General features: G+C 32.8%; 7 protein-coding genes and 1 CRISPR repeat array (1 of these 8 cut by a window edge). Of the genes, 3 read left to right on the forward strand and 4 right to left on the reverse strand.

Features of this window, described 5'->3' with window-relative positions:
* A CRISPR array of direct repeats spans positions 1 to 1,675; the repeat unit is 47 nt; unit sequence GTTGTGAATTGCTTTCAAAAATTATTATCTTCGTGATGAGTCACAGC; it begins 143 nt to the left of the window's first position.
* A gap of 57 nt (positions 1,676 to 1,732) precedes the next feature.
* From cas2 to cas9, 3 genes are read right to left on the reverse strand one after another with little or no spacing between them, the layout of a single operon-like run.
* On the reverse strand, positions 1,733 to 2,071 hold the full coding sequence (gene cas2, locus C8D70_RS03100; protein ID WP_007842732.1) for a CRISPR-associated endonuclease Cas2: 339 nt from the start codon (positions 2,069 to 2,071) through the stop codon (positions 1,733 to 1,735).
* Between the two features lie 51 nt (positions 2,072 to 2,122).
* Entirely contained in the window at positions 2,123 to 3,016 is an 894-nt protein-coding gene (cas1, locus tag C8D70_RS03105; RefSeq protein WP_110366336.1) for a type II CRISPR-associated endonuclease Cas1, read from the reverse strand.
* Positions 3,017 to 3,020: 4 nt separating this feature from the next.
* Positions 3,021 to 7,343 carry a type II CRISPR RNA-guided endonuclease Cas9 gene (gene cas9 / locus C8D70_RS03110; protein WP_110366337.1) on the reverse strand — a complete coding sequence of 1,441 codons (4,323 nt, stop codon included), beginning with the start codon at positions 7,341 to 7,343 and terminating at the stop codon, positions 3,021 to 3,023.
* Between the two features lie 319 nt (positions 7,344 to 7,662).
* Between cas9 and C8D70_RS03115 the strand changes: the two genes are divergently transcribed.
* Both C8D70_RS03115 and C8D70_RS03120 read left to right on the forward strand, forming a co-directional pair.
* Positions 7,663 to 9,786, forward strand: a complete 2,124-nt coding sequence (locus C8D70_RS03115) for a Tex family protein (RefSeq protein ID WP_110366338.1) — start codon at positions 7,663 to 7,665, stop codon at positions 9,784 to 9,786.
* Between the two features lie 44 nt (positions 9,787 to 9,830).
* A complete protein-coding gene (locus C8D70_RS03120) occupies positions 9,831 to 10,481 on the forward strand; it encodes an HAD family hydrolase (RefSeq protein WP_076597513.1) in 651 nt (216 codons plus the stop codon).
* A gap of 76 nt (positions 10,482 to 10,557) precedes the next feature.
* On the opposite strand, the gene C8D70_RS03125 is transcribed toward C8D70_RS03120, so the two are convergent.
* Positions 10,558 to 11,898 carry a LuxR C-terminal-related transcriptional regulator gene (locus tag C8D70_RS03125; protein WP_076597512.1) on the reverse strand — a complete coding sequence of 447 codons (1,341 nt, stop codon included), beginning with the start codon at positions 11,896 to 11,898 and terminating at the stop codon, positions 10,558 to 10,560.
* A 1,045-nt stretch (positions 11,899 to 12,943) separates the two neighbouring features.
* Between C8D70_RS03125 and C8D70_RS03130 the strand changes: the two genes are divergently transcribed.
* Entirely contained in the window at positions 12,944 to 13,381 is a 438-nt protein-coding gene (locus tag C8D70_RS03130) for a transposase (RefSeq protein WP_076597511.1), read from the forward strand.
* The last annotated feature ends 264 nt before the right edge of the window (positions 13,382 to 13,645 follow it).

Below are 13,645 nucleotides of genomic sequence, written 5' to 3' on the forward strand. Positions count from 1 at the left end.
GAAACTTCTGTGTTGTGAATTGCTTTCAAAAATTATTATCTTCGTGATGAGTCACAGCACCTTAGAAACTTTTATAGCATCCCATCCTGTTGTGAATTGCTTTCAAAAATTATTATCTTCGTGATGAGTCACAGCAGCCAACGTCTTGCACCTGTGATATCTGAAGTTGTGAATTGCTTTCAAAAATTATTATCTTCGTGATGAGTCACAGCCTGAAGCCTAGTAGCCCCGAAATTGATGTTGTTGTGAATTGCTTTCAAAAATTATTATCTTCGTGATGAGTCACAGCTGCTACGTCAATAAGGTTGAGGTTTTTGTAGTTGTGAATTGCTTTCAAAAATTATTATCTTCGTGATGAGTCACAGCAAGGTTAAAAGATAACCCTAAAGGCGATATGTTGTGAATTGCTTTCAAAAATTATTATCTTCGTGATGAGTCACAGCAATATTTGATAAGCATAGACGGCGAAACATGTTGTGAATTGCTTTCAAAAATTATTATCTTCGTGATGAGTCACAGCATCTATAAAATTATCAATCCAAAACAATCCGTTGTGAATTGCTTTCAAAAATTATTATCTTCGTGATGAGTCACAGCTAATGGAGTTCCGCAATAAAAGCAAAATAAGTTGTGAATTGCTTTCAAAAATTATTATCTTCGTGATGAGTCACAGCACAGTGAAGCATATTACATATGATGCAGTAGTTGTGAATTGCTTTCAAAAATTATTATCTTCGTGATGAGTCACAGCTTTTCTCTCTTTTTGTCGGAATGATGCTCAGTTGTGAATTGCTTTCAAAAATTATTATCTTCGTGATGAGTCACAGCTGGAATTGGTTACGGCTTATTCCAACCCATGTTGTGAATTGCTTTCAAAAATTATTATCTTCGTGATGAGTCACAGCATGAAACAAGTTTTGTCTCAGCGAAGTTCAGTTGTGAATTGCTTTCAAAAATTATTATCTTCGTGATGAGTCACAGCCTTCCCACATCCTTTGGTACTGCTCTCTTGGTTGTGAATTGCTTTCAAAAATTATTATCTTCGTGATGAGTCACAGCTGGTTGCATCATATCGATTACGTCTTGAGAGTTGTGAATTGCTTTCAAAAATTATTATCTTCGTGATGAGTCACAGCAGTTATTCAAAAAGAACAAAATACTAATGTGTTGTGAATTGCTTTCAAAAATTATTATCTTCGTGATGAGTCACAGCTTCGCTTTCCACTTCAATTTCACCAGTTTCGTTGTGAATTGCTTTCAAAAATTATTATCTTCGTGATGAGTCACAGCAATTACGCTTTATTTCCCGACGGTGCAATTGTTGTGAATTGCTTTCAAAAATTATTATCTTCGTGATGAGTCACAGCTCTGAATCCTTCATTAGTATTGTTTGTCCAGTTGTGAATTGCTTTCAAAAATTATTATCTTCGTGATGAGTCACAGCAGAGCTCAGGAATATATTAAACATATTAATGTTGTGAATTGCTTTCAAAAATTATTATCTTCGTGATGAGTCACAGCTTATTTTCAATTCTTTCGTAATTATACGTTGTTGTGAATTGCTTTCAAAAATTATTATCTTCGTGATGAGTCACAGCTTATCTAAAGTAGATGTTGAAACCGTTGTAGTTGTGAATTGCTTTCAAAAATTATTATCTTCGTGATGAGTCACAGCCTCAAAAAATAATCTACTGAAAACCAGTAGATTATTTTTATTTTTAGAAATTAAAATTTAGAATAATTCAAGCTGCTGGAAAGTTGGTGGCGGCTCTTCTTTATTTCTGGCAAAAAAGATCTCGATGTCTCCAAACTGTTTATCGGTAATGCACATGATGGCCACTTTCCCGGCTTTTGGAAGCATAAATTTTACCCTTTTAATATGAACTTCAGCATTTTCACGGCTTGGACAGTGGCGTACATACATTGAAAACTGAAATAACGTAAAGCCGTCATCAATTAATGCCTTCCGAAAGCGGTTCGCATCTTTCATATTCGCTTTCGTTTCGGTAGGGAGGTCATATAATACTAAAACCCACATAATTCGGTATGCATTAAACCTTTCGGCGTTCATGTTTTTATTTGTAAAATGTACAATTTAAAAAGTAAAATGTAGCCTAATTCATCACATTAATTCTGGATAAGAGATCAATCGTTTTTCCCCTGTATAGCATTTATAAAGTGATGAAGCTGTTGTTTTAACAGCAACCAGCAGTGGTCTCGTTTTATCATCAATACGCACATCTTTGGTAGCAATCTGGAGAATATGCGCTTTAAATTCTTTTGTCAGTTCTTCCGTATCAGGATGAATTTTCAGCCACTGCATCACCAGTAAATCAATAAACGGGCGGTAAGGTTCCATCAGATCGTCTGCAAGGCAATACGGATTGTATTTATTTTTATGAAAAATACCAAGAACGGGCAATAACCCTGTTTCCACGATGGCTCTTGCAACAATGCTTCTGAGAACCGCATACCCGAAATTAAAGAACTGATTGGGTGAATCTCCAAAACGCTGTCTCAGAAAATCCAGACTGATGAGATATTTCCAGTAATGCTGCGCTGCAATACCTTCCATATTGGTTACATCCCCAGACTTTACATTTCTTTGGTATTCAATCATCGGTTCGTAATAGTTCCCCAATTTCACCAGAACATTTTTCTGGTTTTCGATCTTACATTCCACGGTCTGCTTCCAAAGCTGTTTCTTCAACGGTTCGCTCGCTTCAAGCTGATCCTTCACTCTGTCAGAATGTTCGGTATGACCATACAACGGAAGCATTATTCCGTGCGGTAAATGATGGGCATCACAACTCACCACCACCACATTATTTCCCATCATTTTCTGAATCAGATGGTGCGAAATAGTAATCTGATAATGATCCAGCATCAATAATCCCAGATCTTCCACAGGGACACTCCCCTTTTCCGTTTTGGTTTCCGGGCAGAGGATTTTCATCTGCTCGTCTTTGAGTTTGAGATAAGCGGGATTGCCGATGTATATGGAGCGGGTGATCATAAAGCTACGCTTTTGAAATGTTACCTAAACGGTCAAAATTAATCTTGAAACAAAACTCTTTAATTGACTTTTCTCCAATTTTTTCATAGCAATCTTGTGAACCAAATTCAATTTTTTTTACAATCGAATCAGCAATAGTATGTTTTAAGAAATAGATTTGTTTTTTACTGAATTTTTGTACCACATAAATATTACTACTTCTTTCCGAAATATTATTCCAGTAATTTGTAAACAAAGAACTTGATTCATCCAAGATAACCTCTTCATTATCATCTGGGAGATATACAAAATCTCCTTGTTTCAAGGTAAAAAGTAATCGTGCGTTATTTCTTTTTTCAAAATATTTTCTAAATAAATCTTCTTTGTTAAAATTTTTCTTGTGTTCCGAAGCATTGAATTCGGATTTTAAAAGATTAGCTGCATCAAAAAAAGTAATCAAGTCGTAATGACGTTCCATTTTATTCTCTTTTAACTTTTTGTCAAATACTTCTTTCTCCATCACTGCAAATAGATAATTATCTCCCGTTTTAACATATAGAGAATCATTAAATGATTTTTGTCTGTCTAACTTTTGCAATGAAATATCATCTTCATCATTCGTTTTCTTCTTTTTAGATTTTGACGGATCTTTATAATAAATTTTTATGGTTGAAATAGGCGGATGTGGTTTTGGATTTCCTTGTTCATCTTTTCGTTCAGCGAGTTTTTTGTTTAAATCTAAAATTCCTTCTGCTGAAAATGCTTCTTCCTTTTTACCATAAGATTTTAGATGTTCTTCTATTACTTTCTTTAAAAATGGATTTACAATTTTTTCTATTGTTTTTTCTGTAGCAAACTGCTTTCCTGCAAGTTTACTAATTGGAATCCTATATATTTCCTTTCCATTCGAGAGACCGTATAAAGTTCCTTCGTGTAACTGTCCTCTTAACTTTATTTGTCTGTTTCCTTGAATATCATATTGCAACAAAAGTTTATCTTTGGGCTTATGTGAAATAATAATTTCTTTAAGTTTTTGCTCTGCTTCTTCGGGGAAACCATTCCAAGGCATTTCAATAGCTCTGAATTTCTCCAGCTGATTAAATATTTCTCTTCTTTTTTCTTCTTCTAAATTCAGTACTTCGTCAAGTAATTCTGTTTTAGTACCATTAAAGCCGGGAAAGAATTTTTCTTTGTTTTTATCTAACCATTCTTTCAGAATCTGATTGAGATCATTTAGTCTTTTGATATGCGCAGGTTGTGTACAAGCTATAACGAGGGCATCCATTGCGTGATGTCTATGATCTATTCTTTTGCTCCAGCCTTTTATAATCAATTTATTGTTTTTCTTTCTTATAAATTCTCTTTTAAATTTCTCAATAAAAATTTCTTCATCTAAAATAGGTTCATTAAACTCAACACCAGCTTTTTCATATTCTTTAACCTTGTTTTCCGTTTCTTTCTTATAATTATCATATTCTAATTGAGCAAGCTTCGGCAATACGGTTTCATATCTTTCTTTCAGTAAAACTTTAAATTTATCGGTCAATCCCCAATGATTTCTCAGATAATCTGTAACTCCTCCGGTTGTAGTTTTTACATTTTCGTTCCCAACAACTTTGTGCAATTCTTCACGAATTCGGATAGAAATATATTGAGTATCCTTTATCTGTCTCTGGATAGGATCTTCTGGAATAGAAGTTGCCAAAAGGTTTCTTCTCTTTTTTCCTGAAAAATATTTGTTTGCGTGATCTATAAACTGATCTTTTGTAAAAATTTGATAATTCACTGAACCCACCTCGAAATACTCCATAGAAGTTCTGTTTCCTTTTTCATTATTTATAGATTTCTCACAAATGACTTTATTAGAAAGGGAATCATCAAAATATCTTGATTGTGGGATGATGTGATCAACATCATATCTTTCACGATTAAATAACTCCGAAAGCGAAATTGGCTGTCCTGTATATGGTGATATATGACCTTGAGATTCCCAAAGTTTTAACTTTTCTATTTCAGATTTAGACGGATCATTATAGTTTTTAAGATATGCTTCCTGCAAGTTTTCTTGAGAGACCCACAATTTATATTTTTCAATATTTGCAATGGAAATCTCCTGTTTAAGCTCAATTAATTTATTTCTTACTTCTGCATTATGCTTTTGACTTTTTAAATTTGCAGAATACATTTTGCCACGTTCAACTGCATTATTTTTAAGTTCCCTCGCCAGTTCTACTCTTATTTCATCTGGTTTAAAACCATATTTTTTCCAAATATCTCTTACAATAATTAATGCTTCATTAATTATTTGTTCCGCTAAAGGATTTCTTAGTTCTCCTTGTTTTAATCTTGAAATCTGGGTAAATTCTTTAATTAGTTCATCCTTAGAATATTCTTTAGCGGTATGTTTATCATAAACCAATATGGTCGCAATAGCATTTACAATTCCTCCATCTGATAAAACATCCTGATTTTTGTCTAAAAATTCCTGAGCTGACTTTTCAAATGGATCTTCAACATTTTCATTCAGAAGTTTAATGATTTTATCTTTTAATGTATCAGAAAAATTTTGATCAAAAAACTTTCCTGCTCTTACCAATGGTAAAATATTCTCAATTGCTTTTAGGCTAAGGTTAGAATAGTTTCTGCTGAACTTTATTTTAGACATCTTAATCGCGATAGCATCCTTATTTTCTAAGTCAGGTGAATATTTTTCGATAAAAGATAATATTTTAGAAGTTCTGTCACTTGTCAAATCATATTCATTTCCCTTACCATTATAAAGGATTTCCCAAAGTTCCACTTGCCTTTTAAAATCATTCAATTGAAATACATTCCACAGTTCCCCTAAAGTTTTTTGCAGAATCGCTTTTGTATCATTTCCTTTTAACTTGTCTTTGGCATTCATTCCGTTAAGAAAATCTACATTTTCTCTTAGGTTAAATTCTTTTTTGAGTTTATTAAGTATTGGACTAAAAGATATTTCTTTTTTGCTTTGCAATTCTTCATATAACCACTCTTTTAGAGCCGTTGGAATTGGTCTGTCAATATACTTGTATCTGATTTCACCTCTTCGGTTTACACCATTTTCAATTTTTGTATTTATGACTAATTTATTTATCTGCTCCCAAATTTTGTATTTCTGAAAAACAGGATGACTTTTAGCTACTACTTTTTCAGTTGGTTCATATCGACAGTTTGATATCAAGTCTGTTTGATCCTTTAGTTCTCTCTGATAAAATACAACCTGATTTCTAATAACATATTTTAGTCCCTTTTCTAATCCTGCTTGCCGTAGTTTTTCCTGACTTTCTTTTTGTCCTGGAAATATAAATTCTAGTATTTTTCGTAATCTGCCTGTTTCCAAATGATTAAGAAACGGATAATATTTAGCTTGCTCATTCCAGACTGCTTCAAACTCCGATTCATAGCGTGAACGCAAAATCACATTGTTACGGATTTTTGCCCATTTATTTTCTTTCAGAATATCGAATAAAAGTTCTGAGATAAAATATTCACGACCAATTTCTTTTGATTTATCGGCTAATTGTTTCTCGATATTTTCCATTTTCTTCCTCCAACTTGTTTTATTGGGAAGTTTTATGGTAATAGTATCTCCTGACTTCGCACGACGAATATTAACCTGAAGCTCTAAAGAATCATTTTCTTTTAAGCTGTCCAAAAAAGTTTCAGCCTCAATGATTCCTTCTTCAGTTTCAATCGAAATTTTTCTTTTATTTAGTTTTTTACCTTTAAAAGTAATCTCTTCAGGTAATCCTAACGACAGAACTTTAGAAAAAATCACAAAGCTTTCATTCCCTTTCTCTTTTTCCTCAGATTCATCACTATTTTCTTCCTTTTCAGGCTCCGAATTTCCACCAGAATAACCTCTTAATTGATTGTATTTATAAATAATTTTACCTAGTTCTTTCAATTCAATTTTTTCAGTCAGTGCTTTCACACGCAATTCCAGTAAATCAAAAGCCGTTAATTGATGTTGATTTTTAGAAATTGGAAGTATTGAAATTTTGTCTAATTTATTTGGATCTGAAAATTCATTTACCAGCTTAATTTGATCAGGTAGCATTCCAAGTTCTTGCAAAATATAAATCAGTTTATTTCTTCTCTGTTTATATCTTTTATTGAGTTTCCTCGTTCCTCTTGCTATTCTTCTGTTAGCATTTTTAGTTTGAGCCTGTCCTTGTTCAAACTTACTTAATTCTGCTCCCATCGGAATAATCCTGCTCCCCATTCCAAGAATTTCACCTTGTTTATTTTCAAAATCCTGTTTTATCAAAGCCCATCCAATAGAGTTGGTTCCTAAGTCTAATCCAAGTATATTTTTAGTCATAATTATCTTAGTTTTTCTTAATACATAAAAATAGAAATAAAAAAATTATCGAAATTATGGTTTTCCGTAAACCGTTCAAAGAATTTTTCTTCTATATTTGTATCAATAATTTTGAAAGCAATTCACAATAAGGATTATTCCGTTGTGAAAACATTTGGGTCGCCTCTTGTCCATAATCAGGGGGCTTTTTTTATGCCAAATGTTTCAGTGAACACCCTTTAAATAATTATAAATAAATTAGTGAACTAAAACATTCAAGGCGGGGCAACTCGTCTTTTTTCGTTTTAAAAGCCTATTTTAGCTATCCGAAAACAGAACAATGACGATCGTAGAATTTATACAGAGACAGCTGAATATTTCAGAAAAGAGCATCAACAATACGTTACAATTATTAGCAGAAGACTGTACTATTCCTTTTATTTCCCGTTATCGAAAAGACAAAACCGGAAATCTTGATGAAATACAGATTGAACAGATCTCAAAGATCAGTAAGCAATTTGAAGAAATTATTAAGAGAAAGGAATCTATTTTAAAATCAATAGAAGAACAGAATGCATTAACTCCTGAACTTCAGCAGAGAATAGAAGAAAGCTTTGAGATTCAGGAGCTGGAAGACCTTTATCTACCTTTCAAGAAGCGTAAGAAAACCAAAGCGGATGCTGCCAAGGAAAAAGGGCTGGAACCTTTAGCCAAAATTATTATGAGCCAGAAAACCAATGACATTCAGTTTTTGGCCTCAAAATATATTAACAATGAAGTTAATTCAGAAGAAGAAGCACTACAGGGAGCGAGAGACATTATGGCAGAATGGATCAATGAAAACATGTATGTCCGCAAGAACCTTCGCAGACTATTTCAGCGCAAAGCAGTAATTACCTCCAAGGTGGTAAAAGCTAAAAAAGACGAGGAAGAAGCACAGAAATTCTCCCAATATTTTGAGTGGGAAGAAAGCCTTGGCAGAACACCCTCTCACAGACTTCTCGCCATGCTGAGAGCAGAAGCAGAAGGTTTTGTAAAAACAAATGTAGGCATAGACAAAGAAGAGGCGATTGATTTTATTGAAAAAGGGATAATCAAATCCAATAACGAAAGTTCGGAGCAGATTGCACTGGCAATAAAAGACAGCTACAAGAGACTTCTGGAACCTGCGATTTCCAATGAAGCCCTGCAGGAAGCCAAAGAAAAAGCAGACAAAAAAGCGATTGAAATTTTCTCTGAGAACTTAAGCCAGCTCCTTCTTGCCCCACCTTTAGGAGAAAAAAGAATCCTGGCAATAGATCCCGGCTACCGCAGCGGATGTAAGGTAGTGTGCCTGGATGAAAAGGGAGACTTACTGCACAACGAAACCCTCTACCCCCACGCTCCACAGAATGAAAGCGGAATGGCTATGAAAAAAATCCGGTCCATGGTCAATGCTTATAATATTGAAGCTATTTCTATTGGTAACGGAACAGCAAGCCGAGAAACAGAATTCTTTATCAAAAAAATTGCATTTGATAAACCTTTGCAGGTTTTTGTAGTCTCAGAAGCTGGAGCATCAGTCTATTCTGCAAGTAAAATTGCAAGAGATGAGTTTCCTTCGTATGACGTAACGGTACGCGGAGCAGTTTCTATCGGAAGAAGACTTTCTGATCCTCTGGCTGAATTAGTAAAGATTGACGCCAAATCTATTGGTGTCGGACAATATCAGCATGATGTAGATCAGACTCAGCTGAAAAATGAGCTGGATTCTACGGTGATGAAATGTGTAAACTCAGTGGGAATTAATTTAAATACCGCCAGTAAGTCACTTTTAAGCTATGTTTCAGGAATCGGAGAGAAAATGGCAGAGAACATTGTGAATTACCGTACTGAAAACGGCGCATTTGAAGACAGAAAACAGCTTAAAAAAGTTCCAAGACTTGGAGAAAAAGCCTTTCAGCAAGCCGCTGCTTTTGTAAGAATATCTAATGCCCAAAACCCGTTGGACAACTCTGCTGTACACCCCGAGGCTTATGGAGTGGTTGAGAAAATGGCAAAAGATTTAGGTATTAAAACCAATGAACTGATAGCCAACAAAGAAAAAATAGCCTTGGTAAAACCAGAAAACTACATTACAGGCGAAATCGGAATTTTAGGAATTAAAGATATTTTAAAAGAACTTGAGAAGCCGGGACTGGACCCAAGAAAGGCAGCAAAAGTATTTGAGTTCGATCCGAATGTTAAAAGCATCAAAGATCTAAAAGCAGGAATGATCCTTCCGGGAATTGTCAATAATATTACCGCTTTTGGGTGCTTTGTAGATCTTGGAATCAAAGAAAGCGGACTGGTTCATATTTCCCAGCTAAAAGACGGTTTTGTATCCGATGTCAATGAAGTGGTAAAACTTCATCAGCATGTTCGCGTAAAGGTTACAGAAGTGGATGAAGCAAGAAAAAGAGTACAACTGAGCATGATTTTATAGTTTTTAACCTTTATATACTTACATTAATCCAATCAACTATCATTTTGAAAACCAAGAATCTAATCTTCGATCTGGATGGAACATTATGGGATTCCAGAGCTACGATCATCAAAATATGGAATGAAATATTGGGTAAACATCAGCTGATCAAAAAAGCCCTGAAACCCGAAGATATGAATCAGTATATGGGATTATTAGCGCATGATATTGTAAAAGATATTATTCCCGGTATTTCGGATCTGCAAGCCAGGAAAATCCTTTCTGAAATTGTAGCAGAAGAAAATAAAACACTTCACCTGGAAGGCGGAATCTTATATGATGGTGTGGAAGAAACTTTAAAGAGTCTGTCCAGCACCTGTTCCCTTTTCATCGTAAGCAACTGTCAGGATGGTTATATTGAATCATTTTTAGAGTATTATCAATTCAATGATCTGTTTGTTGATTTTGAGTCTCACGGACGAACCCAAAAAAATAAATCTGAAAACATACGGCTTCTCATGGAAAGAAATCAATTATCCACTGAAAACTCAGTATACATTGGTGATACTCAAACCGATTATGATTCAGCTAATTCCAATGGACTGCCATTCATTTTCTGTAAATATGGTTTTGGAAAGCTCACTAAACCCTTGTATGAACTAACAATTACTAACTTTTCAGAGCTGAAATTTCAAATTTCTGACATTACAAAATAAAAAGCTTCTCTTTAAGGAAGCTTTTTATTTTCAAACAACTGTCTCGTCTAAAAGTCCTGTCAAAATCTCCAAAATATTATTTGGAATTCAGACCTTGTAAAAAAAAGTAAATATCCACATCGGATGGAATATTTAATTTTTTCCGTAATCTGTTTTTCTTTGTTTGTACCGATCTGTGCTGCATAAAACTATATTGAGCGATTTCTTTAGAAGATAAACCCAATTGTATCATGGCACAAAAAGAAAGTTCGTTTATTGATAGATTTGAATTAATTTCAAAAAGCCTTTCAACGAACTCAGGATAAAAACTTTGATATTCATTAAAAAATAAAGGATCATTTTTCTTGGCTAAGGACATCAGCCTTTCATCATTAGCAGACATTTTTTTTATTAAGAATTCTGTCTCTAATTCTTTCTCCTCTATTATTCTGTGTTTTTTGGCAATTCTTTTACGATAGAAAAAATAGACAATTACAAGAGTACCTAATAATGCAAAAACGATTACATTGTATATAATGATGGAATGCTGTTTTTCTATATCATCTTTCTCCTTTTCCTGAGTCATCTTATCAACAGAAGTATTTATTGATTCATCCCACACCTTTTCCAGACTATCATTTAATTTAGTATATTTCTCCAGATAATACTTTTCTTTTGAGCTGTTGTTTAATTCTTTATAGGTCTTAGCAATAGCTTGGTATAATACGGGAACCTGATAAATTCTTTGGGTTTTTTTGAGTATTTCTACTGATTTAATATAATAGTCTAATGCCGAAGTATAATCCTGTTTTTCAAATAAGAAATTCCCATAATAGAAATAAGTAAGAGCTCTCTGAGGATCCCAGTACTCTCTTTGTTTTAAAAGAGAAAACGCTCTGTTAAAATACATTTGTGCCGAATCCTCATTTTTAGCAAAAAGCAGATAGTGATTAGCAATCGTGGAATTGATCACCGGCGTAGGTTTTATCTCTGAAGCTTTATGTAAATAGATTAACGAAGAATCAATTGAATTGGTTTCTCTTAAAAAGTCAGCCCTGTTTGCATAAACCACTGATAAAATTTCTCGATCGCGCTTATTCTTTATTTGTTTACCATAATAAATTGATTTTGAATTATACTTAATTGCTTTTTTATAAAGACCTATCACATAATTGGCCTGACCGTACTCCTGATATAATTTTGTATGCAGATAATAATCATCAACTCCTTCGAGATTTTCTTCAGCAATATTCAGATATTGGAATGCTTTCTCATACATTCCAACGGTAGCATAAATATTACCCAAATTAATATATGAAAGTACTTCTCCTTTTACATAATCCTGCTTTTTACTGATATTGCAAAATTTATTATTAAGGTTAATCAATTCTTTCTTTCTACCGCTTACCCTTAAATCCTCATTAACTTTTATCAGCATACTGTCTATATATTGAGGAGTATATGTCTGAGAATAGAGTAAATTAGAAAATGGCAGGTATATCAGGCATATTAGGATGCTTAGCAATATTTTCGAAAATTGATTAAGCTTTAGTGTTTGCATAGTAAATTTTATAATAAGTTTCTAAAGTGACAAAAAGTGACATCAATACTTAAAAACAACTTAACAGGATATGTATAATAAATTTTTCAAACCAACTACACATTACAATTCTGTTTCCATAAAATTATAAAAAAACACCGATATAATTGAAAATTTTCATTAATTCCAATTAAACCAAAAAGCATTATCACTGAAAACACAATACAATAATCAATTAATCAATTAAAACATCACCAATAATATTTCCAAAACAATAACAGATTAAAAAATCACAGAATTTCATTTATATGGAATAAATTCATTGAAGTACTATAGAACCCTAACAAACCTAATGTTTCTCAATCAAAAAAAATTTTCATTACACAGATGTCCTGTTATTAAATTTAAAAATCAATGATGTACTTTTGATGTATAAATAATTTTACCTGGTTGTAATATTAGATATAAATTCAAATTAATAAAGTTTATTGACTCATTTGCTATATTAAAACAAAAGCACGTCATTGGATTGAGATTTTAACTAAGCTTTACCTCTTACCACAAAGTAAATTCCTTTAATATTTTAATAACAAAATCAGTTTTCATTTTTGATTTTATAGGGATCTATACTAGTGATCAAACTTGCGGCTCCCGTTTTTCGGGATTTTTTTTGATCCTACATGTATGATATAAAGTGATGTACTTATGTTGTATGACGATTTTAGTAGAAGAAAATAATCAGTGCTAAATTTGAACAAAAATGATAAAAAATTTTATTTGTTATTATTTCTTCTCAAATAGGAATTAATATCATCTGTTTGCTATGTAGTGAAAACATTCACTATAATTCAGACGCTTTTTTGTCATCAACCAAACGAAAATAAGTCTCAAGACTTTACTTTTTTTTGCGAGAATAAATTTTAATCATATAATACTTTTTATTTTGAACTTTAAAAAAATACATATTGGTAGTACTATTAAAGCTAAGTTTCAGGAAGAAGCATTAGACATGCAGAGAGTATGTAATTTTATGAAATGTACCGAATCTGAAATTGAACAAATGTTCCTTGAAGAAGATCTTACAACGGACAAATTATTGAGGTGGAGCAAACTGTTAGAATATGATTTTTTCCGAGCCTACTCACAGCACCTCATACTCTTTTCTCCTCCGAAAAAGGATATTTCCGCTAATACTTCTCATAAAAAAAGATCTTCCTTGCCCGAGTTTAGGAAAAATATCTACACTAAGGAAATCATAGAATTTATCCTGGAACAAATTGAAACCGGAAAAAAAACGAAGCTAGAAATAATAAATGATTATAAAATCCCAAAAACTACACTCTATAAATGGATAGCAAAATATACAGATAAAAATAGATGAGGTATCAATTTATATTTTGTATGGTTATAATTAGTTTTATTGTGCAATACTCTATTTTAAAATAATATTCAATAAATATGTGAAAAATAGAGTATTTTTAGTTAGAAGCTAAAATAAAACTATGGAACACTATAATCCGCTATTTTGGCCTTTTTTATAGGAAATGAGATGTTAATTCCAAGTTGGGAAGATATCTATTCCAAAGAAATGATTACACCTACCCTGATTTATTATTCTCCGCCCAATCATCAGAGATGATTTTAA

The sequence above is a fragment of the Chryseobacterium sp. CBTAP 102 genome, from assembly GCF_003201365.1.
Classification (GTDB): domain Bacteria; phylum Bacteroidota; class Bacteroidia; order Flavobacteriales; family Weeksellaceae; genus Chryseobacterium; species Chryseobacterium candidae.